Source organism: Sagittula sp. S175 (genome assembly GCF_049800975.1).
Taxonomy (GTDB): domain Bacteria; phylum Pseudomonadota; class Alphaproteobacteria; order Rhodobacterales; family Rhodobacteraceae; genus Sagittula.
Map to the genome: position 1 here is coordinate 109286 of NZ_JBNAGB010000003.1, position 26878 is coordinate 136163.

The following is a 26878-nucleotide window of genomic DNA, read 5'->3' on the forward strand; positions in this document are numbered from 1 at the left end:
TGACGCCGCCGCCGGCGCGGGGCCGCGGGCCCCCCCCCCGGGGGTGGGATCGCGCAGCGATCCGAAACCGCTCAGATCTCTGCCGCCAGCTTGCGCAGTTCGAACTTCTGGATCTTGCCGGTCGATGTCTTGGGAAGTTCCTGGAACACCACCGTCTTGGGGCATTTGAATCCGGCAAGCCGGTGGCGGGCATGGGCGATCAGGTCTTCTTCGGTGGCGCTGTGGCCGTCCTTCAGCTCGACGAAGGCGCAGGGCACCTCGCCCCATTTCTCGTCCGGCTTGGCCACGACGGCACACAGCAGCACGGCCTCGTGTGACATCAGGGTGGACTCTACCTCGACCGAGGAGATGTTCTCGCCGCCCGAGATGATGATGTCTTTCGCCCGGTCGGCGATTTTCAGGTAGTTGTCCGGGAACATCACCGCGATGTCGCCGGAATGGAAGACCCCGCCCTGAAACGCCTCGCGCGTGGCGCGGGGGTTCTTCAGGTAGCCTTTCATCACGCCATTGCCGCGGAAGACGATTTCGCCGCGTGCCTCGCCATCGCGCGGGATCGGCTGACCGGCGTCATCCCAGACGTCCATCGGTTCAAGGAAGGGCATGGCCACGCCCTGACGGGATTTCTGCGCAGCGCGTTCGTCGCCCTGCATGTGGTCCCATTGGGACTGCCAGGTGCATTCGGTGGCGGGGCCATAGGTCTCGGTCAGGCCGTAGACATGGGTAATGTTGAAGCCCATGGGCTCGATCGCCGCCAGCGTGGCGGGGGCGGGCGGTGCGCCGGCTGTGAAGACTTCGACCACATGGTCGAAGCTGCGTTTCTGGCCGGCCGGAGCGTTGATGAGCGTGTTCAGCACGATGGGCGCGCCGCCAAAATGAGTGACCTTTTCATCTGCAATGGCATCAAAGATCGCGTCGGCGCGGATGTCGCGGCAGCACACCACGGTTCCGCCGACTGCGGGCATCATCCAAGTGTGGCACCAGCCGTTGCAGTGGAACAGCGGCACGATGGTCAGGTAGATCGGGTGCAGCCCGATCCGCCATGACAGCACCTGTCCCATCGCGTTCAGGTAGGCGCCGCGGTGGTGGTAGACGACGCCCTTGGGCCGCCCTGTGGTCCCGGAGGTGTAGTTGAGCGCGATGCTCTCCCATTCGTCTTCGGGCAGGATCCACTGGAAATCGGCGTCGCCGGTGGCGAGGAAGGCCTCGTATTCGGTGTAGTGCCCGCCCGCGTGGACACCTGCGGCGTCGTCGGCCACCTCGATCACGATGGGCTGTTCACCCTCCATCAGATCGAGTGCGGTGGCAAGAAGCGGCAGGAACTGCGGGTCTACCAGGACGACTTTTGCCTCGCCGTGATCGAGGATATAGGCGACGGTATCGGCGTCGAGCCGCGTGTTGATCGTGTTCAGCACCGCCCCGCAGGCAGGCACACCAAAATGCGCCTCGGCCTGGGCAGGGATGTTCGGCAGGATCGTCGCGACCACGTCACCCGGCTTCACGCCGGACCTGGCCAGCGCAGAGGCCAGACGGGTGATGCGGGCCGTGTATTCGGCGTAGGTCCGGCGCGTTTGACCGTAAACGATGGCCGTATGTTCGGGCCAGATCTGCACGGCGCGTTGCAGGAAGGAGAGGGGCGTGAGGGCGACATAATTCGCCGCGTTGCGTTCCAGTCCGGTTTCGTCCTTCAGCCAGCCCATGGGGTCCTCCCTGATTGCACCACGCAAGTTTATTGCGTGAGTTGACGGGGAAGGAAAAGAGGGATTTCGTAACCGCGACAGAAGGAGCCATTTTCATATGATTATTTCCCCGGGGCGGCGATATATCTTTGTCCATATTCCAAAGACGGGCGGCACCTCGATGGCAGCGGCGCTGGAGGATCGCGCCATGCGCGGCGATATCCTGATCGGCGATACGCCCAAGGCCAAGAAGCGGCGCCCGCGCGTGAAGAAGCTGCAGGAAAAGGCGGCGGGTCGGTTGTGGAAGCATTCGACGCTGAAGGACATCGAGGGGGTCGTCAGCGAGGACGAGTTGCGGGATTTCTTCGTGTTTTCCTTCGTGCGCAACCCGTGGGACCGGATGGTCAGCTATTATCACTGGCTGCGGGCGCAGACTTTCGACCACGGGCAGGTGCGGCTGGCGCAGATGATGGACTTTGCGAACTTCGTGAAACATCCCATGACCGCGCAGGCAATGATGTTGAACCCTTATTCCAGCTACACGCAGGACTGGTTTGGTGAGGATCGCTGTAACCTGTTCATCCGCCTGGAAAGCTGGCGGAATGATATGGACCTGCTGGAGGCACACCTGGGGTTCGTGCCGGGGATCGCGCATCTGAACCGTTCGGTCAGGAACCCGAATTACCGGGTCTATTACACGGACGAGACGGCAGAGGTCGTGGGGCGCATCTGCCGCGAGGACGTGATGCGCTTTGGGTATCGGTTCTGATGTCGGGCGAGGGGTTTCGCCGCCTGGCGGCGGCGACCGGCGCGCGTCCCTGCGGGCCGCGCGCATCGTAGGAAGTACGGCTTTCCGTTCGGCAGACGCGGCGGAAGCGCTGCCTCCCACAGGGCGGAAGCGGCGGAAGCGCTGCTTCCCGTTTGGCAGAAGCGGGGGAAGCTCTGCTTCCCGCATACAGAAGCGGGGGGGCGCGCGGGGTCCCCCCGGGCCCCCCCCCGGGGTGTTCGGCAGCAAGTGGGGCAGGGGGCGGCGCTTGTGCCCTGCGTGGGCCGCCTAGCGGATGGGCTCGAAGAGCGCGTCCTTCATCTTGCAGTCCTGCACCGTGTCGCGGCCGCAGGGCACGGGGGAGAGGTCTTTGGACAGGCAGATGCGGACCTCCTGGATGTAGCCGTCCATGCAGGTGACAGTGATCATGTCCTTTTCCAGCGTGGGGTTGGCCTTGATGAAGGCTTCTTCGACGACGGAGGCGGGGAGCTTCACAGTCTTGTCGAGCTTGCGGAAGACCTCCGGCCGGGTGATCGAGGCGTAGGCCTGCCGCGAGAGGTCGTAATAGGCCGTGGCCGAGAGGCCCGAGCAGACGCCGTGTTTCTTCCACTGGTGCCACGCGAGGCCGCCGTTGCCCATGATGTCCGCCATCTCGCCCGTCTGTCCGCGCGAGGGGGCACGTTCCACCGTGGGGCAGTAGGCGGGCCAGCCGCGGTGGTATTGCGGCCAGAGGCCGTGAAGGGTCCAGCCGAAATCTTCGTCGCATTGTTCGGAGTTTCTGGCGTCGCCTTCGAGTTCGCACCAGTTGGGCGACCAGCTGAGGGCCATGACGTAGTAATCGAAGACGCCGGATTTTTCGCCGTCGGCGGTGGCGGGGATCGGCGCGAAAGTGGTGGATACAAGGGCAGCAAGCAACAGGGGGCGCATTTTTTCCGTTTCCTTTTGGGTCAGGCGGCACTATATACGCCCCGAGTTTCCCGACAACGGTAACCCGCCCCGGAGTTGATCCGAGGCATCCCGAGGCCCCCGACAGGGTGGTTTTGGGGGGCGGGGAAGATTTGCCGTTCGTCCGATCACAGGAGAATTGAGAGATGTCCAAGCTGCTGCATCCCAAGGCGACCGCCGTCTGGCTGGTGGACAACACGACGCTGAGCTTCAAGCAGATCGCCGATTTCACCGGCTTTCACGAGCTGGAGATCCAGGGCATCGCCGACGGTGACGTTGCGGTGGGCGTGAAGGGCTTTGACCCGATCGCCAACAACCAGCTGGTGCAGGCCGAGATCGACAAGGCCGAGAAGGACCCGCTGTACAGGATGAAGATCAAGTACAACGCTGCCGCCGTTGACGAGGAAAAGCGCCGTGGCCCGCGTTACACGCCGCTGTCGAAGCGCCAGGACCGTCCGAACTCGATCCTGTGGCTGGTGAAGTTCCACCCGGAACTGACCGACGGGCAGATTGCCAAGCTGGTCGGCACCACCAAGCCGACGATCCTTGCGATCCGCGAGCGCACCCACTGGAACATCCAGAACATGCAGCCCATCGACCCGGTTGCACTGGGGCTGTGCAAGCAGTCGGAGCTGGACGCCGCCGTGGCCAAGGCTGCCAAGGACGCGGCCGTCATGTCCGACGACGAGCGTCGCAAGCTGGTGTCGACAGAGCAGAGCCTTGGCATGGATTCCAACGAACCGCGTCTGCCGTCGAACATGGAGGGGCTGGAAAGCTTCTCGTTGTCCGATCCGCGCGGCGAGGATGATGACGACGACAAGGACGACAACAACTACCTGGATGCCGACAGCTTCTTTAACCTGCCGGGCGACAAGGATGACGACGACGAGGATGATCGTCGCTGAGGCGGGTCCGGGAAACGGAACCGGGGCGGTCCTGCGGGGCCGCCCTTTTCGTTTGGGGGTTTTGGGCTCGTTTCGGCGGTGGGCTCAGAAACGCAGGGACAGGCCGAGCGTGCCGCCGGTGTTGCCGTCGTCGTCGGTCGAAACCTCGAGCCGGCCATTCAGGCCGCCGGGCGCGGTGAAGCCGGTGCCAAGGCTGAATTGCGGGCCGCTCAGGATATCGGCGGCGCCGACAGTGGTGCCTCCGATGACGAAGTCGTCCTGATCGCCTGCATTCGCGGCGAGGGCGGCGAAGGGGGACAGGGTCCAGCCGTGCATCTGCGTCGGGCGGCTGACCTCGGCCCGCAGGCGCGTGGCGGTGCTGCTGCGGGCGTCAACGGTGGTGCCGCCGTAGCCGCTGAGCGGGAAATCCCGGGTTTCATGTTGCAGGACATCGCCCTGAAGGCTCAGGTTGATGTCGTTCGGCAGGGACGTCGCGGCGCGCAAGCTGAGGCCGAGCAGGCGGCCATCGTGATCGGAGGTGCCAGTCAGCGTGTCGGGCGCATCGGTGACGTTATGGCTGCGCCCGGCGTAGACAGCGGCGCCGTAGTCGAAGCGGCCAGCGGTTCCGGCATAGGCAAGGCCCAAGAAATAAGACCGGATGCGTGCCTGCTGGCGGTCGTCGGCGAGGTCAGAGGCGCCCTGTCCGTAGCCAAGGAAGGCCGAGAGGCCGGTGTCGCCGAAGCCAAAGCCAGCCACGGCGTTGCGCGTGGCATAGCTGGAGGATTGTGCGCCGTCCGGGTCGGACCGGCCGAGGCTGTAGCGGCCCGCGCTCCATTGGCCGCGTCCCTGCGCGTCGAGGACTTCGGAGGCCAGCCCAAAGCCGATCTCGCGACCGAGCAGGTCGCTTTGCGTCAAAGGCGCAGGGTCGATCCCTTGCGCTTGCGCGTGAGTGGTCAAGGGCAACAGCACAGCCGTGGCGAGAGCAATGAGGCGCATGGGGTGAATCCGGGGCAGCGGTCGGCCAAGTGGCCATACCTTCACCTGCGGCACTTGGGGCGCCAAGGCAAGGACGTCATTCCGCGAGGCCGAAAATGGTCCGATCTCTGCCGGGAATGCGGGCTTTGGGCAACAGGTCGGGGACGGTTTCTTGGGCGATTGCGGATCAGAGGCGCTTGCGCGCATTCAGCGCCGCCGTGATCGTGCCATCGTCGAGGTAGTCCAGTTCGCCACCGATGGGCACGCCCTGCGCGAGGCTGGACAAGGCAACACGGCCCTCCAGCTGGTCGGCGATGTAATGCGCCGTGGTCTGGCCGTCGATGGTGGCATTCAACGCAAGGATGACCTCGCTCACGCGTTCCGTGGCCAGCCGGTCCTTCAGCCGTGGAATGCGCAGTTCCTCGGGGCCGATGCCGTCCAGCGCCGACAGCGTACCGCCCAGCACGTGATAGCGGCCCCGGAACGTGCCCGACCGTTCCATCGCCCATAGATCGGCCACATCCTCGACCACGCAGAGGATGCCGTTGGCGCGCGCCTCGTCGGTGCAGATCGGGCAGACGTCTGCGGTGGAGACATTGCCGCAGTTCAGGCATTCGCGCGCGGTGGCGGCGACCTCGGCCATGGCCTCGGCCAGGGGGCTCAGCAGCTGACCGCGCTTGCGGATCAGGTGCAGGACCGCACGTCGCGCCGAGCGCGGCCCGAGGCCGGGCAATCGCGCCATGAGGTCGATAAGTTGCTCGATGGAATTCGGGTCGCGCACGTCATCCGCCTTGATTCTTCAGAATGAAGTCGATCAGGGTCGGCAGGAATGACAGGAACGTCACGATACCCGCTGCCGAAACTGACACCTGCCCGCCGGGCGGTAAGGTTTGTATGTCATGGATGATCTTGCGGGTTTCAAGCAAATCCGACAGCTCTCCCAAGGTTTCTGGCGGCAAAACTTCTCCGTTTGGTCCGGTGAGCGGTCCGTCCGCACGTTGCGGCAGGCCGCTGCGGGTGCGCAGGATGGCTTCGATACGTTGTTCGACGGCGTTCAGTTCGGCGGACTTCACCTCGCGGAGGCGATTGGAAAGCGGAAGGATCGGCACCGCGTAGGTTGCGACCACAAGCATCATGCTGGACAGGGAGAACACCATGGCGGTGAGCTCGAACGCAAAGCCGGCAAGGATAAGTGCCAGGATCGACAGCGAGGAGACCAGCGCCGTGATCGTGACGACCAGGCTGTTGGTGCGGAGAAGCGCGGGTAATGGTTCGCGTGACAGGTTGAGGATGCGCAAGTCGATGTCGTCCAGCCGTTTCAGGACAGTCCACCAGAACCGCCCGATGAAGGCGATGGCGGCGCCGATGATGAGGTTTCCTGAAAAGACGAAAAGGGCCAGGAGTTTTGCCAGCAGAGGGTCCGGGAAGAGATTGGCGACGAAGTCAGGCAGGGCGTCGGGGGGCGCAGCAGGCGTTTGGGGCGCAGTCATGGTCATCGCTTGCAGATGCTCCGCTGCACCGAAAACCGCCCTGTACGCGGCCAGCCAGTCCTGCTGATCCGGGCCAAGGGGTTTCAGGGCGAAGAGGCCGCAGGCGATCATTGCGCCCCAGGCGCAGGACATGAGCAGCGTGCCACGGCCAAAGATGACGCGTTCCAGCCAAGCCTGCGTCGAGGCCTCCGCAGGATGTGGGAGGTGGTCCAGCGTCTGTCCAAGCCTCGGCGCGATAAGCCACGCAGAGCAATAGACAACAATGGCATTGAGGGTGACCAGAACCACCAGAGGCGCGTCGCTCACTTCGCCGGTCATCCGGTAGCGCGCGGCCATGTAAATCAGCCCGGAGGCGATGGTCGCGGCGACGAAAATCCCCCCGAACCGAACCCAGGCGCGGGGTGTGTGGTAGAGGCGTCCGGTTTGATCCATCGCCTCTACCATGGCCGTATCAGAACGGCAGCTTCATGTCGGCGGGCAGGCCCAGCTCGTCGGTGAGCTTCTTCATCTCCTGCTCCGACCGCGCCTGCGCCTTGGCCTGCGCGTCCTTGATCGCGGCGAGGATCAGGTCCTCGGCCACTTCTTTCTCGGACGGGACAAAGATCGACGGGTCGATGTCGATGGCGGTCAGTTCGCCCTTGGCCGTCGCGGTGGCCTTGACCAGGCCCGCGCCGCTTTCGCCGGTGACCATGATGGTCTTCAGGTCTTCCTGAAGCTGGGTCACCTTGCCCTGCATCTCCTTCGCGGCCTGCATCATCTTGGCCATGTCGCCAAGCTGGCCCAATCCCTTGAACATTCGCGTGTCTCCTGTGGTGGCCCCGGCGGGGCGCGTTGGCCGCAAGTATCGCAGGGGCGGGCGTCAGGGGCAAGCTTACGGAGAGATCTGCGCCGTCTCGATGCGTTCGATGAGCGCGTCGAGATCGTGGGTCAGCGTGCCGTGGTCGCACTCCAGCATGGCGATGTCCTCGCCGTTCTTCTGCACGGTGATGCCGCCATCGTTGCCCTGATACCAGACGGTGTAGCTGTGCACGTCGTCGGGCGCGTTGAAGGTGACGGAGCCCCAAGGCGTGCCCACGCCGCCCCACGGCTCGTAGAGCATTCCGGTCATCTCCTGCGCGATCTCCATCTCCGGCTCCTGTCCCGGGGTGAAGAAGCCATAGCTGGCCGTGTCCACGTCCAGCCAGAGCGCGTCGCAGACCTCGACGGCCTTCGTCCCGTTCTTAAGCGTGCAGGAAAAGCGTTCCGTGCCGTCCAGCGTGCAGAATTCTCCGGCCATCAGCGGAGAGGCCAGCGCCAACAGCGGCAGGGCAAGAAAATGTTTCATGGATAATCCCTTGTGTCTTTCCGTATGGATTTAGACCATATGGTCAAAGCTGTCGCAGGGTCAGGTATTCCCGACCCCGCCGTCGTCACGGCGGGTGGCGAGGCGCAGCAACAGCCAAGTGACGAGGCAGCAAGGCAGCCCGATGGCCAGCGCATAGATGGCCGCGACATACAGAACGGATACGAGCATCTGCATGATGTCCAGCGGCGCCCGCATCAGCCCGAACAGGTCGGGCGGGGCGTCGTAAAATGTCGCCATGACCCATAGACCCAGTGTCGCGCAGGCGATCATCGTGGCGCTGGCGATGCCGAAGCCTGTGAGGCTCGCCGCGAGGGGCCGCGCGCCGCGTCCCGCGCGGAACCGCCAGAGCGCGCTGCCGGTCATGATGAGGCAGGGCAAGGTGTAGACGGCGAAGAAGATTACCATGTCAAACAGGTCCTGCTCGGCCCAGCCTTCGCGCGCAATACGCAGGTCGGCCAGCCACATGACCGTGTATCCACCGGGATTCACCAGCCCACAAAGCAGCATGACCGCCACCGCCCAAAGGCTGCGGGGGGCGCGCAGGACCCTAGTCTTCATCAAAGGGGTCCCATTCGTCCTCGACCTCTTCCAGCGCTTCGGCCTGCGCCTGTGCGGCGGCCTCGGCGTGGGTGCGGATGTTGGCGATCCTGGCCTTGGGGAAGGCCATCAGCGCGGCCTGCACCAGCGGGTGCTGGCTGGCCTCTTCCTCCAGCTTGCGCTTGGCGGCGTCGCGGGTTTCCACCACGGTCGCGGCCTTGCAGTCATTGACCACGGTCACCGCCCAGCGCGAGCCGCTCATGCGTTGCAGGGCGGTGCCCAGCTTGGACGCCAGCTGTGGGTCGGCGTCGTCGGTGGGCGTGAACTCGATCCGGCCGGGCTGATAGGCGGCGAGGCGCACGCAGCCCTCCACCTCGACCAGCAGCTTCACGTCGCGGTTGGCGCGGATCAGGTCGAGGACATGTTCGAAGGTCGGGTAATGGGCCAGAGCCTGCGCGCTGGCCACTGCCAGCGCCGCGCCGCCCGCCGAGGCTACGGGGCCGGAGGGGCCGGGGTGCGTCGGCGCAGGGCCGCCGTAGGCATTGGTATGCGCCTGACCGCCGGAATGCCCGCCCTGGTGGTGCATCCCGCCACCGCCCCCACCACCGGGCATCGGCGGCGGGGTGCTGTTCTGGAGCTGCTTGATGAGTTCCTCGGGCGAGGGAAGGTCTGCCACATGGGTCAGGCGGATGATGGCCATCTCGGCGGCCATGATGGCCGAGGGGGCCGACGACACTTCCTCGATTGCTTTCAACAACATCTGCCACGCGCGGCCCAGAGACCGTTGCCCCAGCCCGTCGGCAAAGGCCTGCCCGCGCGCCCGTTCGTCGGGCGAGATGGTGGGGTCTTCGGCGGCCTCGGGCGTGATCTTGACCACCGAAATCCAATGCGTCAGTTCCGCCAGATCGCGCAGCACGGCAAGGGGATCGGCCCCGTCGGAATACTGCGCCGAAAGCTCGTTCAACGCGCCAGCCCCGTCGCCGCGCATGATGCGTTCGAACAGGTCCATGGTCCGGCCCCGGTCAGCGAGGCCCAGCATGGCGCGCACCTGATCGGCGGTGGTCTCTCCGGCACCATGGGAAATCGCCTGATCCAGCAGCGAGGTCGCATCGCGCGCCGACCCCTCGGCGGCGCGGGTGATGAGGGCGAGCGCCTCGTCGGTGATCTCGGCATTCTCGGCGGTCGCGATCTTGCGCAGGAGCGCGATCATCACCTCCGGCTCGATCCGCCGCAGGTCAAAGCGCTGGCAGCGCGACAGGACGGTCACCGGCACCTGCCGGATCTCGGTGGTGGCAAAGATGAACTTCACATGCGCCGGCGGTTCCTCGAGCGTCTTCAGGAGCGCGTTGAAGGCGCTTTTGGACAGCATGTGAACTTCGTCGATGATGTAGATCTTGTAGCGGGCCGAGGCCGCCCGGTAGTGCACGCTCTCGATGATCTCGCGGATGTCGCCGACCCCGGTGCGCGAGGCCGCGTCCATCTCCATCACGTCGACGTGGCGGCCTTCCATGATGGCGACGCAATGCTCGCACTGGCCGCAGGGTTCAGTGGTCGGCTGGCCCGTGCCATCCGGACCAATGCAGTTCATCCCCTTGGCGATGATGCGCGCCGTGGTGGTTTTCCCCGTGCCCCGGATGCCGGTCATGATAAACGCCTGCGCAATGCGGTCCGCTGCAAAGGCGTTCTTGAGCGTCCGCACCATGGCGTCCTGACCGACGAGATCGGCAAAGGTCTCGGGGCGGTACTTGCGGGCGAGCACCTGGTAGGCGGGCTGGTCTGACATCTGGATTCCTTCCGGGCCGGGCTTCCGGGTCCGGGGCAAGCTATTGCCCGGGGCGCGGGATCGCAAGGGGCGTGCGGACGGGCGGGGGAACCTCTCGGGCGCGTGAGGTGTTGGTGATCAAGTGATCGGGAGACTGTGAGATGCGACTGAGAAACGTGAGAGGCAGCCGGAACATCGAGGATCGTCGCGGCCGCGGCGGCGTGGCGATGGGCGGTGGACTGGGTGTCGGCGGCCTGCTGATCGTGCTGGCGATCGGCTATTTCACTGGCATCGACGTGACGCCCCTGCTGACCGGCAGCGGCACGCAGACTTCCGAGCCGCGCGAGCTGACGCAGGCCGAGGTGCAGGCGGGCGACTTCAGCGCGCAGGTGCTGGGCACGACCGAGGCCGTCTGGACCGAGGTCTTCCCCGAGGCTTTTGGCAAGGCTTATACGCCGCCGGTGCTGGTGTTGTTCTCGGGGGTGACGCAATCGTCCTGCGGCGGCGCGTCGGGCGCGACGGGTCCGTTCTACTGCCCGGTGGATGAAAAGGCCTACCTCGACACGGCGTTCTTTGCCTTCATGCGGTCTGAACTGGGCGCGGAGGGCGATTTCGCGCAGGCCTATGTGATCGCCCACGAGGTCGCGCATCACGTGCAGAACGAGATCGGCATACTGCCGGAGGTCAACGCCTTGCGGCAGAGGTCCTCCGAGAAGGATGCCAATGCGCTGACCGTGAGGCTGGAATTGCAGGCCGACTGCCTGTCGGGCGTCTGGGCGCAGCACGTCAGCGGCCTGCTGGAGCCGGGCGACATCGACGAGGCGCTGAACGCGGCGCAGCGCATTGGCGACGACTACCTCGCGCGGCGTGCGGGTCGGGTGCCCAATCCGCACAGCTTTACCCATGGCACATCCGAACAGCGGCAGCGCTGGTTCACCAATGGCTACAAGTCGGGCGACCCGGAAAGCTGTGATACCTTCTCGGCGCGCAAGCTGTGATCTTGCGGCGCGGCGCGTTTCGCGTGTAGGATGAGGGCGGCCCTTCGCAGGGGGCCGCCTGATCCGCGGAAAGCCATTGCACCTGCTTCATCTGTCGAAGTTCGATGACATTTCGGATTTCTCTGGCCCGACACAGCGGATCGCGGGCGTTGATGGAGGAAGCCGGATGACCGACCTTTCACACCCTGAGTCTACGAACGATGATGCCCTTGACCGCCTGCGGCTCGAGGCCAAGAGGATGCAACGCGCCTGGATCGCCCGCGATACGTGGGCCGTGGAGCGCATCCGCCAATACCTGCCCCACAAGCGCGGCGACCTTTTGCGCGCCGATTTCCTGCATGTCGTCGCGCAGGAAAATGGATTCTCCAGCTGGCCCGTGCTGAAGGCCGAGGCCACGCGGCAAGGGTTCGACCGGGCCGAGGCGCAGCAGCGGCTGAAGATCGCGCTGGTGCACGGCCAGACCGGGATCGTGGCGCAGCTTCTGGAGGGGCGGCCCGACCTGGCGGATGGGCTGTTCGGGCTGGAATGCGCGCTGTACCGGCGCGCGGCGGTGGAGTCGGCGCTGGCGCGCGATACGTCTTTGGCGGTGAAACCCTTCGGGCCGCGTACGGCTTTTCAGCACCTCGCGTTTTCGAAGTGGATCACGATGCGGCCTGAGTTGGCTGAAGACATGCTGGGCGTCGCCGATGCGCTACACGCCGCCGGGGCGGATATCTCGGCACCGTTGGACACGCCCGGCTGGCGCGTCACGCCGCTGTTCGGCGCGGTCTCGGCGGGCAACGTGGCGCTGTTGCGCTGGCTGCTGGACCACGGTGCCGCGCCCGAGGGCGACGCGCTGTACCACGCGACGGAACTTGCGGATGGCACGGCGCTGGACCTGCTGTTACAGGCCGGGGCGCGGATCGCGGGGACCAATGCCCTGCATCGGGCGATGGATTTCGACGATGCGGCCAAGGTCGCGGCGCTGCTGGCCGCCCCGGATGCGTCCGAGGAACTGGCGAGCGCAGAAATTCCCGTCCTGCACCACGCCGCCCGGCGGGGCTGTTCTGCCCAGATTGTCGACCTGCTGTTGCAGGCCGGTGCCGATCCCGACCGTCCGTGGCAAGGCGTGTCGGCTTATGCTTTTGCCCGGGTTCACGGAGCGGGGGCGCTGGTCGATAGGTTGGATCCAACCCCGCTGACGCCTCAGGAAACGCTGCTGGCGCAGGCCGCCGAGCGGCAGGCCAGCCCCGGCAAGTACCTTGACCCGAACGCGCTGCCCGCGCCCTACGCCAACCTCGTGCACGAGGTGCTGACGCGGCCCGGCGGGCTGGCGCATGTCCGCGCGCTGGTGGCGCTGGGCCTGCCGTGGGACGCGCCTGATGCGCAGGGCGTTACCCCGGTGCAACTGGCGGGCTACCACGGGCTGGCCGAGGTGGTAGAGGGACTGCTGGCCCTGCGCCCAGACCTGAGCCACGTCAACGACTACGGCGGCACGCTGCTGACCACGATCCTGCACGGGGCCGAGAGCTGCCCGACCCGCGACAGAGGCGACTACCGCGCCTGCCTGCAACTGGTGCTGGAGGCAGGGGTAGCGCTGCCGCGCCGTGCCATCCGCTCGACCGGGCGCGCCGATCTGCGCGATTTCCTGTCCGACTGGGCCGAGGCGCGGCCCGGTCAGGTGGTCTGAACCACGCCCGGGGGAGGCTGACAGGCGTCCCCCGGGCACCGACCATCGAATCGCTATGCAGGGGGTGCCACCCATGCAAGGATCGCGCGGATTGTATTTTGCACGTGTTTTGGTGAGTGAACGAATTTCAGGCAGGCGGAGTCCGTGTCCTTGTCAGGATATTCCACAGCGGTGGTGATGCATGCCCTGCCGGTCGGCGGCGGGATCCTCGCCCTGTCGCCTCTGCCCGGGGCGGGGGGCGACTATCGCGGCGACCTTGACCACCTCGCCAGCTGGCGGCCCGCGATGGTGATCTCGATTGCCACGCAGGCGGAGCTGGTCGACGGCGGCGCGCAGTTGCTGGGTCAGCACATCCAGGACAAGGGTGCGCGTTGGGTGCACGTCGCGATGCCGCGCGGCTCGGGGCCTACCGCGGTGCTCGAGACGACCTGGCCCGATGTGTCGAAACAGGCGCGGCGTGCATTGCTGGGAGGCGGGCGCGTCCTGCTGCATTCGCCGAAGGGGCAGGGGCGCTGCGGCATGGTGGCCCTGCGGCTGATGATCGAGGCGGGCGAGGCCCCGGATGAGGCCCTGGACCGCCTTAGCGCGGTCTGCCCCGAGACGATCGGGTCAGAGGAACAGATGGCCTGGGCCATGCGGGCCGATCGCGGTGCGGTGACCTTTGTTCGTCACCCGGTACGCTGAGGCGGAATGCCCGGCAATGTTGACAATGTTCGATTTTTCAATGGTTGAAAAGAACCCCGCCGCTGCAGGCAGTCAAATCCCGGACAAACAAAAAGGCCGGGACAACGCCCCGGCCTTTTTAGGTGAGAGATTGCAACGACCCAGGCGGGAATCGTTACGGCTGCTTCCTTCCGGACCTGACCGGGTTGGCGAAGCGCCTGCCCGCACAACCTCTCGAGGCGGTATTTAGGGGCTGGGACGCCGGATTGCAAGGGGGCCACTGGACGTGGTCAACGGTTCGGGTATGAGCGGGGGCATGGAGACATTCGAGATATTCCTGAGCGCCCCGCCGGGGCTGGAGCCGATCCTGCTGCAGGAGGTGACCGAGGCGGGCTTCGACGCGCTCGCTGTGGCCCCGGGCGGCGTGGTGACGCGCGGCGGCTGGCCTGACGTCTGGCGCGCCAACCTGGTGTTGCGCGGCGCGGGGCGCGTGCTGGTGCGCTTTGCCGAGTTCCGGGCGTTCCATTTGGCGCAGCTGGACAAGCGGTCGAAGAAGCTCGACTGGCGCGCAGTGCTGCCCGAGGGGGCGGAAGTGCGCGTCGAGGTGACCTGTCGGAATTCCAAGATCTACCACGACCGCGCGGCGCGGGCACGTGTCGCGGGCGCCATCGAGGCGGCGGGATGCAAGGTCAGCGCCGAGGGCGCGTTGCGGGTGATGGTGCGTATCGAGGACGACCTCGTGACCTTCTCGCTGGACACCTCGGGCGAGCTGCTGCATCGGCGCGGCTACAAGGAGGCCGTAGGCAAGGCCCCCATGCGCGAGACGCTGGCGGCGCTGTTCCTGCGCGGCTGTGGCTATGCGGGCATGGAGACTGTGGTTGACCCGATGTGCGGCTCGGGGACCTTTGTAATCGAGGCGGCGGAATGGGCGGCCGGTCTGGCACCGGGACGGGCGCGGGCCTTCGCCTTTGAGACGCTGCCGACGTTCGATGCGGCGGCCTTTGCGGCGATGAAAGCGGGACTGACGTCCCGGGAAACCGATCTGCGGTTCTACGGCTCGGACCGTGATGACGGCGCGATCCGTGGCAGCTTGGCAAATGCGGCGCGTGCTGGCGTGGGCAATCTGAGCGTCTTTACCCGCGCGGCGGTAAGCGATCTGCAACGCCCGGATGGACCGCCGGGACTGGTCATGGTGAACCCGCCCTACGGCGCCCGCATCGGCGATCGCAAACTGCTGTTCGGGCTTTACGGCTCGCTTGGCGCGGTCCTGCAGGAGCGGTTCAAGGGCTGGCGGCTAGGGATGGTGACCTCGGACGGCGGGCTGGCCAAGGCGACGGGGCTGGATCTGAAGGCGGGGCCGCCGGTGGCCTTTGGCGGGCTGACCGTGAAACTGTATCAGGCGGAGATCTGAACAGGCGTCGCGCGAGCTGCGGTGTCAGCGCCGAGGTATTTTGAAAACCAAAGAAGCAGAGGACGCGCCCCTGCTTCTTCTTGGTCCAAATACTCAAATTGGCGCGACTGATAGCGCGCAGGCGGCGGTTTCCTCAGGCGGCGGTCGTCAACGCCTGCGGCGTACCTTTGCCAAAGGCCTGCATCTGGTCTTCGGCCCAGAATCGTACGTCATGGAGACGGACCAAGTGGCGCAGCAGCTTCATGCGGCCGCGGCGCTCGTCCTCGGGCATGTCCAGCGCGAATTGCAGGGCCGAGTCCATGGATTTGTGGCTGAACGGGTTGGTGGGAACCGCCGTGGCAAGTTCGACCGCCGCGCCGGCGAATTCGGACAGAACAAGCACTCCGTCGCCGTCGGTGCGGGCAGCGGCGTATTCCTTGCACACGAGGTTCATGCCATCCGCCAGCGGGGTGATCCATGCGATGTCTGCGGCACGGTAGTAGGCGACGAGGTCGGCAAAGGGCACGGGTCGTGAGATCAGCACCAAGGGTTGCCAGTCGAAGCTGCCGTAACGCCCGTTGATACGGCCTGCCATATGTTCCAGATCCTCCTGGATCTGGCGGTAGGCGGTCATGTTTTCGTTCGCCATGACGGAGACATGCATCAACTGGATGCGCCCCCGAAGGTCCGGGCGGGACTCCAGCAGACGCTCATAGGATTCCAGCTGTTCGATGCCCCCCTTCGTGTAGTCGGTGCGGCCAACGGACAGGATCAGGCGGCGGTCGCCCAAGTCGGACATGATCTGCTCGAACCGCTGAAGGGTGCGGTCCGAGGTGGCCAGTGTTTCAATGTAGTCCACGTCAACGCCCACCGGGCTGGCCTGCAGGCGCACCGTGCGGCCTTCGTACGCCAGTTCGGTGACAACGGACTGCTCCGACAGGGCCGAGGTCTGGGCGTTCAGTTCGGGGCTGACCTTTTCGCGCTTTTGCGTGTCCACCTCCAGCAGCGAGCGCGCTGCGGAGACAAAGTTGTTCACGTAGCGCGGGATGTGGAAGCCCACCACGTCGCAGGCCATCAGCGATTCAAGGATCTCGCGCCGCCACGGCAGCACGTTGAAGATATCCGCGCCGGGGAAGGGGGTGTGGTGGAAGAAACTGATCTTCACATCCGGTCGCAGCGTGCGCAGATAGCCCGGCACCAGCCACAGGTTGTAGTCGTGGACCCAGACGGTCGCGCCGTCCGCGGCCTCGGCTGCTGCGGCTTCGGCAAACGCCCAGTTCACCTCGCGGAACGTCGACCAGTCGACCGGGTCGTAATTGTAGCGTTCCTTGAAGCCATGCAGGATCGGCCAGAACGCTTCCTTGGACGAAACATGGTAGAAGGAGGTGACCTGTTCCGGCGTCAGGGGCAGCCGCGACACGGTGTATTTTCCGTGCGGATCGTCGATTTCGACGACGCGCTCAAAGCCGGGGTTCGACGGGTCTTCGGCATGTTTCCATGCGATCCACGCGCCTTTGTCCACCCGGCCAAAGAAGGATTTCAGTGTCGGGACGATGCCGTTCGGCGACTTGTTCTCGCGGTATTCGATCTTGCCGTTTACCTCGACTTCTTCATACGGCTGGCGGTGGTAGACGATCACGAGGTCGGAGCGGTTCTGGACGTCAGAGGGCATGGGTTATCCTTTCGGCGTGGGGTGCAGGTCGAGCGCGGCGATGGCTTCGAGGATACCGGCAGCGCCATGGGCGTCCGCGCGGTAGACCTCGTGACCATCCAGCCGGGCGACCAGGTCGGGTTCGGAATTGCCCACCGCGACGGCGGGCAGGCCAGAGACCAGCATGCTGAGGTCGTTCAGCGTATCCCCGGCGCACAGGACGGTGTCCTGTTGCAGGCCAAGATGATCCACGAGACGTCGAATCGACGGGCCCTTGGAGACGCCCTTGGGCAGGACGTCGAAGAAGCGGTTGTCCGAGATCAGCCAGTCCGCGCCCAGTTCCTCTACCCGGTTTTTCGCTGCCGGATCAAAGATCTGCGGGTCCAGATCGTAGGACACGCGGTAACGGAAGGGCGTCGGTTGCAAAGTCAGGCCGGGGTGGTCCGACAGGGCGGTGCGGACTACCTCGCCCCGGTCGCCCCAGCGGTCGGCGATGTCCTGTTCCAGTGCCGCGATAGGGGTGACATGGCCGTCGGCAGTGACCTCGGCAATCGTTGTCCCCACGTCGCCAACAACGTATTCCGGCCAGGGCAGGCCGTTCTGGCGACACATCTGCATGATGAACTCCGGGTCGCGCCCGGTAACAAAGATCAGTCCGATGGTGTGCCGGTTGTCCTCGATCCAGCCGTACAGGCGGTCACGGTCCTGTTGGCTGCCGCCAAGGAAGGTGCCGTCAAGGTCGGTGGCCAGCGTGAAGCGGCGGTCGGACATGGCGGGGCGGGGGGCGGTGTGGACGTTCATGACGTGCCTCCGAATTGCAGGGTCTGCGGCGCGGGGTGGTCAAAGGACAGGTCCAGCGCGAAAGGCTCAGCCTCGATCGGGCGGGCCCAGAGGGCGCTGAACGCCTCTTGGATGTCGGCGCCATGGTGCAGGACGGCGTTGACTGTCTCGCAGATCGGCATGGGCACGCCGACGCGGCGGGCAAGATCGGTCACGGAGACCGCATTGACCTCGCCCTCGACCACGGTGTTGCGGCCTTCAAAGCAGTTGGGGCGCGGGACGCCCTGTCCAAGCTGGTATCCCAGCGACATGTTGCGCGAGGTGGTGGACGAGCAGGTGAGTGTCAGATCGCCTGCGCCGGAAAGGCCCGTGACCGTTTCGCGGCGGCCACCAAGGGCTGTGGCAAGGAGCTTCATCTCGTCGATGCCCCGGGTGATGAGCGCGGCCCGGGTGTTCTCCGCAAAGCCCGCGCCGGACATGATCCCGCAGGCGATGGCGATGACGTTCTTGACCGCGCCGCCGACTTCGACGCCGACGAGGTCGTCGGAGACGTAGGGACGGAAGCCGCCACCCGACAGGGTGAGTGCCATGCGCGCGGCGGGGCTGCGGTCGGGCGACAGGCGATCGGCGTAGCTGAAGGGGAAGGCCACTGTGGCGGCGGTCGGATGATCCAGTGCGGTTTCGCGGGCGAAGGTCGGGCCGGAGACGGCCCCGACGGTATGGCCGGGGAGTTCGTCGCTGACCACTTCGGACAGCAGCAGGCCGGTGCGTTTCTCGACGCCTTTGCAGGCGAGGGCGAGGGGAATGAGGTCGGGGATATGCGGTGCGATGGCCTGACACATGGCGCGCAGTGTCGAAGAGGGGGTGACCAGCAGGACCGCCTGCGCATCGTCGAGGGCTACAGCGAGGTCGGAAGTCGCGGTGATGCGGGCGGGGAGGGAAAGGCCGTCGAGATAGTCGGCGTTCTGCCGGGTCTCGTTGATGGCCTGCGCCTGGTCAGGGCGGCGGGCCCAGAGGGCGACATCGTGACCATTGCGGGCGATGACGGTCGCAAGGGCAGTGCCCCAGCTTCCGGCCCCCAGAACGGCGACGCGGGTGTAGGGTGAGGCGGGGGTTTGGGCGGTATCCTTGATAGGGGGCTCCATCTGTCCTTCTGCCGATCGTGCGGGTTGCGCGATACTTCGGGCGCTGTTGGGTGCGCTTTTGGCACAGTAACGCAGGAGCGCTGGATGGGTTCCCCTTGTGAGGCGGTTTTTTCTGCGTTGCAGCGTCGCCTGCGGAAAAAGCGGAAATCTCGGCGGATTGCCCGGTTTTTCAGCGCTTTCAGGTCAGAAGACCGCCAGCCCCGCCATACGCGCGCCGGTCATCAGGTCGGGTGCGGTGTAATGCGCTTGGCCGTCTTCGACAGGGGCGAGGTCGGGCACGAGGACGACAGTCATGCCCGCTGCGCGGGCGGCGCGGACGCCCGGCGTGCTGTCTTCGAAGGCGAGGCAGCGTTCCGGCGCAATACCGAGCTTCGCGGCGGCGGTGAGATAGGGATCGGGATGCGGTTTGGGATTCTGCACGCAATCGCGGGTGACGATGGTGGTGAAACGACCGGTCAAACCGGCAGCGGCCATTTTCAGCCCGGCCCCTTTGCGGTGCGAGGACGTGGCGATGGCCTGTGGCAATCCGCGAGCGTCCAGATGGTCGAGCAATTCGAGAACTGTGGGACGCAGGGCAATACCGGAGGCCATGAGCGTGAGGTGTTCCTCGTGCCAGGCGGTGTTGAAGGCGTCGAGGTTATCGGCTCCGAAGGCTGCCGCCAGCTTGGTATCGCCCCCCGCCTTGTCGCCGCCGACGAGAGTGAGGAAGAAGTCGCGCGACATGGTCTGGCCGATGCGCTCCGCCGCGCGCTGGCCCGCAGCGAGGGCGAGGCTCTCGGTGTCCAGCAGGGTTCCGTCGAGGTCGAAGATCACGGCGTCGTAGCGCATCTGCATTTCCTTGGCGGGGATGGCGGCACGGCGCTCCCGGCTGCGCCGGATCGCCCCGCCCACCATCCCGTGAGTTGGTGACTGGATCTAGGGCATTGCAGGAAAAGAGGCCAATCACATGCGGTTGCATGTCGTTGCAGGCGGTGCGTGAATGGACAGGGAGGATAGGAGTATTTGCGCCAAGAAGAACCACAGGCACGCGCCCTGCTTCTTCTTGGTCCAAGTACTCCCGCCGGAGGCGTCCTGTCGGTGCCACCGGCGGGAGGTTGGGACGAAGCGTCAGAGCTTGATGCGGAAGGCAGCGAAGCCGTCCGCACCATCGCCTGCGTCCTCGATGGCCACGCCCTTCACGTCGCCCATGTAGTCGCGCGCTTTGGGGCCGGTCTCGAACAGGACCGTGGTGTCCTTGTCCATCGGCGCGAAGGACCAGTTGGAGTCTGCCGAGGGGCTGATGGTGCCCTGTTCGACGATGTAGCGCACGATGACGTCGCGGTTCGTGTCCGGGGCTTCGAAGATGATGGTGTCGCCGGTGCCGGGGAAGCTGCCACCGCCCGAGGCGCGGTAGTTGTTGGTGGCGATGACGAACTCCATCTCGGGCGTCACGGGCTGGCCGTCGTATTGCAGGTTCACGATGCGGTTGGCCGCTTCGTTTTCCAGTTCGCCCTTGGGGCCGTATTTCGACGGCTGGCTCAGGTCGATCTGGTAGGTCACCCCGTCGATCACGTCGAAGTTGTAGCTGGGGAAGTCGGGGTTCAGCAGGATGGCGTCGGTCGATCCCGGTTCGACTTGGTTGAACATGCCCGCGGAGCGTTCCAGCCAGTCTTTCAGCTGCTGGCCGTTCACCTTCACCGCGCGCACGGTGTTGGGATAGAGGTAGAGGTCGGCGACGTTCTTGATCGCCACGTCACCGGCGGCCACGTCGGTGTAATACTCGGGGCCACCGCGGCCACCGGCCTTGAACGGCGCTGCGGCGGAGAGGATGGGCAGGCCCTCGTATTCCGTGCCTGCGAGCATCTGGGCAATGTACCATTCCTGCGCGTTGGACACGATCTGCACCGAGGGGTCATCGGCCACCAGCGCGAAGTAGGAATAGAGCGGCGCGTCGGTCTTGCCCACGGCGGTGCGCACATAGGCCAGCGCTGCCTCGTGGTCCGTTTGCGTGGCGTCCAGCACAGGCTGGTAGTCGCCCACCAGCGGGGTGATGGAGCGGTCCTCGTTGCGCTGCGAGATGGGGCGCGCCTCGGTCGTCGAGGAGACGACGCGCCAGGTGTTGCCGTCGCGTTCCAACAGGAGGTCGATCAGCCCCATGTGCGAACCCCAGAAGCCGCCCATGGTGGCGGGCTTGCCGTGGATCAGGCCCTTTTCCGCGTCCACGGCGGCGAAGCCTTCGTAGGTGGGCGAGGGGAAGACGAGGTGCGAGTGGCCGGTCACCAGCGCGTCGATGCCGTCGACGGCGGCGAGGGGAACCGAGGCGTTCTCCATCCCGTCTTCGTGGTCGGCAGAGCCGATGCCGGAATGCGAGAGGGCGAGGATGATCTCGGCCCCTTCTTCGCGCATCTGCGGCACGTAGGCTTGCGCGGTGGTGACGATGTCACGGGCTGTGACGTTGCCGTCGAGGTGCTTGCGGTCCCAGTTCATCACCTGCGGCGGGGTGAAGCCGATGATGCCGATGCGGATGGGGTGCTTTTCGCCTGAGCCGTCGGTCAGCTCGCGGTCGAGGATGACGTAGGGTTTGAACAGCGTTTCGTCCTTGGTGGGATCGCTGCCTTCGGTTTTGGCGATGTTCGCCAGCACGATGGGGAAGTCCGCGCCCGCGGTGGATTTCATCAGGAAATCGAGGCCGTAGTTGAACTCGTGGTTGCCGATGGTGCCCGCGTCGAAGCCCAGGGTGTTCATGGCGGTGATGACGGGGTGCATGTCGCCCTCCTTCATCCCGCGCTCGTAGGCGATGTAGTCGCCCAGCGGGTTGCCCTGGAGGAAGTCGCCGTTGTCGACGGTCAGCGTGTTGGTCGCCTCGGCGCGGATGGCGTCGATGAGTGAGGCCGTACGGGACAGGCCGACCGTGTCGACGGGCTTGTCCGCGTAATAGTCGTAGGGCCAGACATGCACGTGCAGGTCGGTGGTTTCCAGGATGCGCAGGTGGGCCTGCCCGGCCCGTGCGCGGGCCGAGTAGGGGTGCAGCGCGATCAGCGAGGCGCCCGCGGTGGTGGCGAGGAACTGGCGGCGGTTGAATTTCTGGGTCATCGAGTCGCTCCCTGTTGTTTCCATGCAGCTTGCACGCTTTCCCGACAGCCGTGTGACAATTCCTGTGGTGACTTTGCGGAAGGGCGGGGATTGGCCGATGGCTTGCCTTTCGGATGGGCGTGCCGCAGGAATGCACGCGCGGAGGATGCTACATGCGACATGCGGAAACGGTGACATTTGGCGGGTCCGGGCTGGACCGGGCGGCAGAGCTGCGCGGGCGGCCCGAGGACCTTGCGCTGCTGGCAGGCACCGCGCGGGCCGTGGTGCTGTGGCGGGGCAAGCCGCTGATCGGCGCGGACGGAGCGCTGCTGCGCCTGCCGCTGGATCATCCGGTGATGGCCGATGCCGTGCGCGACCCGGTGCTGCTGGGCCGCGAGGATGTGCTGATCTGGGCGGTGGACGTGTCGCGCTGGCAGCCCGCGGAGTTGGACGAACGCATGGGCTCCTTCGTCGATCCCTCCGAGCAGGTGCATCCGGCCTGCCCGGAGGGGCGCTTTGCCGAGCTGCGCCGGATCATGACGCAGCTCTCTGCGCGCGATGCGGAACTGGCGGCCACGGCCAAGGCGATCCACGGCTGGCATGACACCCATGGGTTCTGCGCGCGCTGCGGGTCGGTGTCCGAAGTCAGCCAAAGCGGCTGGCAGCGCAACTGCGTCACCTGCAACGCGCCGCATTTCCCGCGCACCGATCCGGTGGTCATCATGTTGATAACGCACGGCAATCGCTGCCTTCTGGGGCGGTCTCCGGGCTGGCCCGAGGGGATGTATTCCTGCCTCGCGGGGTTTGTGGAACCGGGCGAAACCATCGAGGCCGCCGTGCGTCGCGAGGTCTTTGAAGAAGCAGGGATCAAGGTCGGCCCGGTGCGCTATCTCGCCTCGCAGCCCTGGGCGTTTCCGTCCTCGCTGATGCTGGGCTGCCATGGCGAAGCGCTGACGGACGACATCACCATCGACCCGAACGAGCTGGAAGATGCCCGCTGGCTGTCGCGTGAGGAGGTGGCCGATGCGGCGGCGGGGCTGCGCACCGACATCCTGCCCGCGCGCAAGGGGGCGATTGCGCATTTCCTGCTGAACGCCTGGCTGACGGACCGTTTGGATTGACGCCCCTCTTCGGGTATGGTCCCTGACGTTAACGAAAATGAAGCCGCGAGGCGGCACAGAGGATAGGGCACCATCATGCAACTGACAGCGCGCGAGGATATCGAGGCTCCGCTGGACCGGGTCTTTGCCGCCTTGTCGGATTTCGACAGCGTCGAACGGCAGGCGCTGCGGCGCGGGCTGGACGTGCAGCGCACCAGTGGCCCGGCGACCGGCCCCGCCGAGGGCATGACCTGGCACGCAACCTTCGGCTTTCGCGGCAAGAGCCGTGAGGCGGATATCCAGCTGGCGGAATTCCAGCCGCCGGAACGCATGGTGTTCGACTCGGTCAGTGGCGGGCTGAAAGTGCAGATGGTTCTGGACGTCGTGGCCTTGTCCCGGACGCGAACGAGGATAGGTGTCACCGTCGAGATGATGCCGACAACCCTGTCCGCCCGCCTGCTGGTGCAATCGCTGAAGCTGGCCAAGGGCGGCATGGATCGCCGCTTTCGCGATCGGATGAAGGGGTTGGCGCGCGATCTGGAACGCAAGCTGCAGGCAAACGCCTGAAGGGAGACGCATGATGCGCTGGGGGAGACTGGTCGCCGGAGCGGCCTTGTGGATGACGGTGGCCGTCGCGGCTTCGGCGCATGAGTTCTGGATCGAGCCTTTGGACTATCAGGTGGCCCCCGACGCGCCGCTGGTGGCCGAGATCAAGGTCGGGGACAAGCTGCAGGGCGCGACCTTTGCCTATGTGCCGCCGAATTTCCGGCGCTTTGACGTGGTGGTTGATGGCGAGGTGATCGCGGTCGAGGGCCGCGCAGGCGACAAGCCCGCGCTGAACATGGTGGTGGACCGCGAAGGGCTGGCCACGGTGGTGCATGTCACCAAGGACTACAACCTGACCTATAAGGACCGCGCGACCTTCGAGCGGTTCTGTAAGCACAAGGACATCGAATGGGCCTGCCGGGCGCATGACACGCGCGGCTTGGACCCGGACGTTGTGCGCGAGATGTATACACGCTTTGCCAAGAGCCTCGTGGCGCTGGGTGATGGCGTGGGATCGGACGTGGAACTGGGCCTCGAGACCGAGATCGTGGCAGAGGCAAACCCCTATACCGACGACCTGTCCGGGGGCTTTCCGGTCCGCGTGATGTATGAGGGGGCGCCGCGTGCTGACGTGCAGGTGGAACTGTTCGACAAGGCCCCCGACGGCACGGTGGAGGTGCGTCTTTACCGTACCGACGACGCGGGGCGCGCGATGCTGGAGGTGACACCGGGCCACGCCTACCTCGTGGATGCGGTGAAGATGCTGGAAGTTCCGGTCAAGGGCGACGGTCCGGCATGGCAAAGCCGATGGGCCTCGTTGACCTTCGCGGTTCCGGAGTGACTTGAATGATCGAAGATCTCAAACGCGCGCTGGGCGATGGCGCGGTGCTGACTGGCGCGGACATGGCACCGTGGTCGCAAGACTGGACCGGGCAGTATGCGTGGACGCCGCTGTGCGTGGTGCGCCCCCGGTCGACCGAGGAGGTCGCGGCGGTGATGCGCCTTGCCCATGCGGCGGGCGTAGCGGTTGTACCGGTATCGGGGCACACGGGGCTTTCCGGTGGCACGCAAGCCGAGGGCGCGGTGATGCTGTCGCTGGATCGGCTGGACGAGATCGAGGAAATCCGCCCTGAGGCGCGGCTGGCGCGGGTGGGGGCGGGGGTGATCCTGTCCAACCTGCATGACGCGGTGGCAGCGCACGGGCTGTGCTTTCCGATGACCTTCGGCGCCAAGGGCTCGGCCCGGATCGGCGGTATCCTTGCAACCAACGCGGGCGGGTCAAACGTGCTGCGCTATGGCAACACCCGTGATCTGGTGCTGGGGTTGGAGGCTGTTCTTGCCGATGGCCGCGTGGTCGACCTCATGTCGGAATTGCACAAGAACAACACCGGCTTCGACCTGCGCCACCTGCTGATCGGGTCCGAGGGCACGCTGGGCGTCATCACCCGTGCAGTGCTGAAACTGGTGCCTGCGCCCAAGGCCTTTGCCACGGCCATGGTCGCCGCCGAGACGCTGGACGCGGCGCTGGTGCTGCTGAACCGCCTGCAAGAGATGACCGGCGGCGCGGTTGAGGCCTTCGAGTTCATGCCCCGCGCCTACATGGAAGCCTATGCTGCGATGCATCCCGAGGCCCGCGCGCCCTTCGACGATGTATACGACGTGAATATCCTGGTGGAACTGGGGGCGACCGCACCCCGCGACGTGACCCCCGGCCCGGATGGCGAAGTGCCGCTGGCCAGCTACCTTGAGGAGGTGCTCGCCACGCTCTTCGAAGAGGGGTTGGTAATGGACGCCGTCGTCGCCCAGTCCGACGCGCAGCGCTCAGCCTTCTGGGCGCGCCGCGAGGCCGCCGCCGAGGTGTCCCTGTCGCGCCGCCCTGCGGTGGTGAACGACGTGGCGGTGCCGCTGGATTACGTGGCGCGCTTCCTCGACACGGCGCGCGACCGTGTCGCCGCAATCGACCCGCAGGCGCAGGATATGACTGTCGCACACCTCGGCGATGGCAATCTGCACTACGTGGTGTGGATTTCCGATGCCGGGCTCAAGGACCCGGTGATGCAGGCCGTCGAGGACGTGGTGCTGTCGCTCGGGGGCAGCTTCTCGGCCGAGCATGGCATCGGTACGTCGAAACTGCCCAGCATGGCGCGCCGCAAGGATCCCGTGGCCCTCGACATGATGCGTGCGATCAAGCAGGCGCTCGATCCAAAAGGCATCCTGAATCCGGGCAAGACCGTGCCACCTGCCTAATACTGGCTTTTGCTTGGTGCAAATACCTCCGGGGGTGAGGACCGTTCCGCGCTTTGCGCGGCGGACCGTTTTGGGGACGGTCCGAGGGCCGAACGGGCGAAGCCCTGGCCCAAGGGCAGCGCCCCGGAGCTTTCCGCAACTGAAAAGGCCGGGGTGTGTCCCCGGCCTTTCCCTTATGCATCCCGCTTGGCGATCCAGTCGTGATCGGGGTGGTTCTTGAACCGCCATTTGCGGATCGGTCCGGCCATGACATTGAGATAATACATCTCGTATCCATAGGGTGCACCGCAGGGATGATGCCCTTTCGGGACCAATGTGACGTCGTGGTTCGACACCGACATGGTCACATCCAGCGAGCCGTCCTCGGTAAAGACCCGCTGGTGGCCGTAACCCTGTCCCGGGTTCAGGCGGTGATAATAGGTCTCTTCGAGGTAGGTCATGTTGGGGAAATCGTCCTCATCATGACGGTGCGGCGGGTAGGAGGACCAGTTGCCCGCCGGGGTGTAGACCTCGGTCACCAGCAGGGAGGACGCGACGTCCCGGTCCTCCATCGCCACGTTGTGGATGTAGCGCGTGTTGGCGTCCTTGCCGCGTTGCACCATGGCGATGCCATCGGGGCCGAGTTTGGCAGCGGGGTAATCCGCGATGCCGGGGGCGCTGCATACAGCCAGCGTACAATTGGTGGTCGCGGTGGCGGTCCACTCCGCACCGCGCGGAATGTAGACGGCATGCGGCGGGATCTTCTCGAAGACATCCATCCGCTCGCCCATTTCGCCAAAGTCCTGCCCGGCGCCCGAGATCTCGGCCTTGCCCTCGACCAGCACGAGGATGACCTCGAGGTCGCCGGTCGCGCCTTGCGCCGTTTCGCCAGGCGCCAGCCGCCAGAGGTCAAAACCGACATAGCTCCACGCGGGGCTGTCAGGCGTCTTGGCGTTCTCGATGGTGACGTTGTGCACCTGGCCAGAGGTGCCGGAGGGCTTGCGCAGCAGGTGGGTCATGGCGGGCTCCTGTGAATGTGCGTAGGTCGGGGTTGTCCCCGACCTAGGGTTTGTCTGCCGGGTCGCCCGGCTCCTTGGGATCGAAGGCGATGAAGAACTGGTGCGCGCAGTACAGGCCGATGGACCCGAACAGCAGCGCCCAGCCCGGGTTGCCCCAGCTCAGCTCCAGCACCGCCCAGCCAAGGCACGCGCCCACGGTGACGACGCGTCGCCAGACGGGTTTGAACCACACATGGTGAACGTCGAGGAGCCGCGCCATC

The 26878-nt window shown here is 65.7% G+C and carries 26 protein-coding genes and 1 other RNA gene; 10 read left to right on the top strand and 17 right to left on the bottom strand.

All coding sequences use genetic code 11. The features are described from left to right. Positions 1 to 71: 71 nt before the first annotated feature. The gene (locus ACP16H_RS05380) at positions 72 to 1697 is read right to left on the bottom strand and encodes an AMP-binding protein (RefSeq protein ID WP_425071236.1); all 1626 of its coding nucleotides are present in this window, start codon (positions 1695 to 1697) and stop codon (positions 72 to 74) included. A 97-nt stretch (positions 1698 to 1794) separates the two neighbouring features. On the opposite strand from ACP16H_RS05380, the gene ACP16H_RS05385 reads away from it, so the two are divergent. Continuing rightward, a complete protein-coding gene (locus ACP16H_RS05385) occupies positions 1795 to 2445 on the top strand; it encodes a sulfotransferase family 2 domain-containing protein (RefSeq protein ID WP_425071237.1) in 651 nt (216 codons plus the stop codon). Between the two features lie 285 nt (positions 2446 to 2730). Here the strand turns inward: ACP16H_RS05385 and ACP16H_RS05390 are convergent, their stop codons facing one another. Beyond that, positions 2731 to 3369, bottom strand: coding sequence for a ribonuclease T2 family protein (locus tag ACP16H_RS05390; RefSeq protein ID WP_425071238.1), 639 nt, complete (start codon positions 3367 to 3369; stop codon positions 2731 to 2733). Positions 3370 to 3533: 164 nt separating this feature from the next. Here ACP16H_RS05390 and ACP16H_RS05395 point away from each other — a divergent pair, with 164 nt between their 5' ends. Then, a complete protein-coding gene (locus tag ACP16H_RS05395; protein ID WP_425071239.1) occupies positions 3534 to 4292 on the top strand; it encodes a DUF1013 domain-containing protein in 759 nt (252 codons plus the stop codon). An 84-nt stretch (positions 4293 to 4376) separates the two neighbouring features. On the opposite strand, the gene ACP16H_RS05400 is transcribed toward ACP16H_RS05395, so the two are convergent. From ACP16H_RS05400 to ACP16H_RS05430, 7 genes are all read right to left on the bottom strand, one after another. Then, positions 4377 to 5267 (bottom strand): hypothetical protein, encoded by an 891-nt coding sequence (locus ACP16H_RS05400; protein ID WP_425071240.1) that lies wholly within the window; start codon positions 5265 to 5267, stop codon positions 4377 to 4379. A 166-nt stretch (positions 5268 to 5433) separates the two neighbouring features. Beyond that, entirely contained in the window at positions 5434 to 6027 is a 594-nt protein-coding gene (gene recR, locus ACP16H_RS05405) for a recombination mediator RecR (protein ID WP_425071241.1), read from the bottom strand. Position 6028: 1 nt separating this feature from the next. Next, positions 6029 to 7180 (bottom strand): hypothetical protein, encoded by a 1152-nt coding sequence (locus tag ACP16H_RS05410; RefSeq protein WP_425071242.1) that lies wholly within the window; start codon positions 7178 to 7180, stop codon positions 6029 to 6031. Between the two features lie 7 nt (positions 7181 to 7187). After that, positions 7188 to 7532: a YbaB/EbfC family nucleoid-associated protein gene (locus ACP16H_RS05415; protein WP_425071243.1), complete on the bottom strand. Its 345-nt coding sequence runs from the start codon at positions 7530 to 7532 to the stop codon at positions 7188 to 7190. A gap of 75 nt (positions 7533 to 7607) precedes the next feature. Continuing rightward, positions 7608 to 8060 (bottom strand): hypothetical protein, encoded by a 453-nt coding sequence (locus tag ACP16H_RS05420; RefSeq protein WP_425071244.1) that lies wholly within the window; start codon positions 8058 to 8060, stop codon positions 7608 to 7610. A gap of 60 nt (positions 8061 to 8120) precedes the next feature. Next, complete coding sequence (locus ACP16H_RS05425) at positions 8121 to 8639, bottom strand: hypothetical protein (RefSeq protein WP_425071245.1); 519 nt, start codon at positions 8637 to 8639, stop codon at positions 8121 to 8123. After that, positions 8629 to 10401 carry a DNA polymerase III subunit gamma/tau gene (locus ACP16H_RS05430; RefSeq protein ID WP_425071246.1) on the bottom strand — a complete coding sequence of 591 codons (1773 nt, stop codon included), beginning with the start codon at positions 10399 to 10401 and terminating at the stop codon, positions 8629 to 8631. The genes ACP16H_RS05425 and ACP16H_RS05430 overlap by 11 nt, the downstream gene beginning before the upstream one ends. Positions 10402 to 10541: 140 nt before the next feature. Between ACP16H_RS05430 and ypfJ the strand changes: the two genes are divergently transcribed. From ypfJ to ACP16H_RS05445, 3 genes are all read left to right on the top strand, one after another. Next, positions 10542 to 11378: a KPN_02809 family neutral zinc metallopeptidase gene (gene ypfJ, locus ACP16H_RS05435; protein ID WP_425071247.1), complete on the top strand. Its 837-nt coding sequence runs from the start codon at positions 10542 to 10544 to the stop codon at positions 11376 to 11378. A gap of 166 nt (positions 11379 to 11544) precedes the next feature. Next, positions 11545 to 13047 (top strand): hypothetical protein, encoded by a 1503-nt coding sequence (locus ACP16H_RS05440; protein ID WP_425071248.1) that lies wholly within the window; start codon positions 11545 to 11547, stop codon positions 13045 to 13047. Between the two features lie 144 nt (positions 13048 to 13191). Then, complete coding sequence (locus ACP16H_RS05445) at positions 13192 to 13731, top strand: protein-tyrosine phosphatase family protein (protein WP_425071249.1); 540 nt, start codon at positions 13192 to 13194, stop codon at positions 13729 to 13731. A gap of 118 nt (positions 13732 to 13849) precedes the next feature. Here ACP16H_RS05445 and ffs read toward each other — a convergent pair. After that, positions 13850 to 13949: signal recognition particle sRNA small type (gene ffs, locus ACP16H_RS05450), an RNA gene on the bottom strand. 77 nt (positions 13950 to 14026) lie between these two features. Between ffs and ACP16H_RS05455 the strand changes: the two genes are divergently transcribed. Then, positions 14027 to 15121 carry a THUMP domain-containing class I SAM-dependent RNA methyltransferase gene (locus tag ACP16H_RS05455; protein ID WP_425071250.1) on the top strand — a complete coding sequence of 365 codons (1095 nt, stop codon included), beginning with the start codon at positions 14027 to 14029 and terminating at the stop codon, positions 15119 to 15121. Positions 15122 to 15254: 133 nt separating this feature from the next. Here the strand turns inward: ACP16H_RS05455 and ggpS are convergent, their stop codons facing one another. The 5 genes from ggpS to ACP16H_RS05480 all read right to left on the bottom strand — a co-directional run bounded on the left by ggpS (position 15255) and on the right by ACP16H_RS05480 (position 21748). After that, the gene (ggpS, locus tag ACP16H_RS05460; protein ID WP_425071251.1) at positions 15255 to 16772 is read right to left on the bottom strand and encodes a glucosylglycerol-phosphate synthase; all 1518 of its coding nucleotides are present in this window, start codon (positions 16770 to 16772) and stop codon (positions 15255 to 15257) included. 3 nt (positions 16773 to 16775) lie between these two features. Beyond that, entirely contained in the window at positions 16776 to 17552 is a 777-nt protein-coding gene (locus ACP16H_RS05465) for an HAD-IIB family hydrolase (RefSeq protein ID WP_425071252.1), read from the bottom strand. Beyond that, positions 17549 to 18676 (bottom strand): NAD(P)H-dependent glycerol-3-phosphate dehydrogenase, encoded by a 1128-nt coding sequence (locus ACP16H_RS05470; RefSeq protein WP_425071253.1) that lies wholly within the window; start codon positions 18674 to 18676, stop codon positions 17549 to 17551. Before ACP16H_RS05470 ends, ACP16H_RS05465 begins: the two co-directional genes overlap by 4 nt. A 183-nt stretch (positions 18677 to 18859) precedes the next feature. After that, positions 18860 to 19504 carry an HAD family hydrolase gene (locus tag ACP16H_RS05475; RefSeq protein WP_425071254.1) on the bottom strand — a complete coding sequence of 215 codons (645 nt, stop codon included), beginning with the start codon at positions 19502 to 19504 and terminating at the stop codon, positions 18860 to 18862. A gap of 279 nt (positions 19505 to 19783) precedes the next feature. Further along, the gene (locus tag ACP16H_RS05480; protein WP_425071255.1) at positions 19784 to 21748 is read right to left on the bottom strand and encodes a bifunctional 2',3'-cyclic-nucleotide 2'-phosphodiesterase/3'-nucleotidase; all 1965 of its coding nucleotides are present in this window, start codon (positions 21746 to 21748) and stop codon (positions 19784 to 19786) included. A gap of 152 nt (positions 21749 to 21900) precedes the next feature. Between ACP16H_RS05480 and nudC the strand changes: the two genes are divergently transcribed. The 4 genes from nudC (at position 21901) to ACP16H_RS05500 (ending at position 25620) form a co-directional block, all read left to right on the top strand. Continuing rightward, positions 21901 to 22848 carry an NAD(+) diphosphatase gene (gene nudC / locus ACP16H_RS05485; RefSeq protein WP_425071256.1) on the top strand — a complete coding sequence of 316 codons (948 nt, stop codon included), beginning with the start codon at positions 21901 to 21903 and terminating at the stop codon, positions 22846 to 22848. A gap of 75 nt (positions 22849 to 22923) precedes the next feature. Further along, positions 22924 to 23394, top strand: coding sequence for an SRPBCC family protein (locus ACP16H_RS05490; protein ID WP_425071257.1), 471 nt, complete (start codon positions 22924 to 22926; stop codon positions 23392 to 23394). Between the two features lie 10 nt (positions 23395 to 23404). Beyond that, a complete protein-coding gene (locus ACP16H_RS05495) occupies positions 23405 to 24214 on the top strand; it encodes a DUF4198 domain-containing protein (protein ID WP_425071258.1) in 810 nt (269 codons plus the stop codon). A 5-nt stretch (positions 24215 to 24219) separates the two neighbouring features. Further along, on the top strand, positions 24220 to 25620 hold the full coding sequence (locus tag ACP16H_RS05500; RefSeq protein ID WP_425071259.1) for an FAD-binding oxidoreductase: 1401 nt from the start codon (positions 24220 to 24222) through the stop codon (positions 25618 to 25620). 173 nt (positions 25621 to 25793) lie between these two features. On the opposite strand, the gene iolB is transcribed toward ACP16H_RS05500, so the two are convergent. Beyond that, complete coding sequence (gene iolB / locus ACP16H_RS05505) at positions 25794 to 26618, bottom strand: 5-deoxy-glucuronate isomerase (protein WP_425071260.1); 825 nt, start codon at positions 26616 to 26618, stop codon at positions 25794 to 25796. A gap of 43 nt (positions 26619 to 26661) precedes the next feature. Further along, complete coding sequence (locus tag ACP16H_RS05510) at positions 26662 to 26877, bottom strand: hypothetical protein (RefSeq protein WP_425071261.1); 216 nt, start codon at positions 26875 to 26877, stop codon at positions 26662 to 26664. Position 26878: the final 1 nt, after the last annotated feature.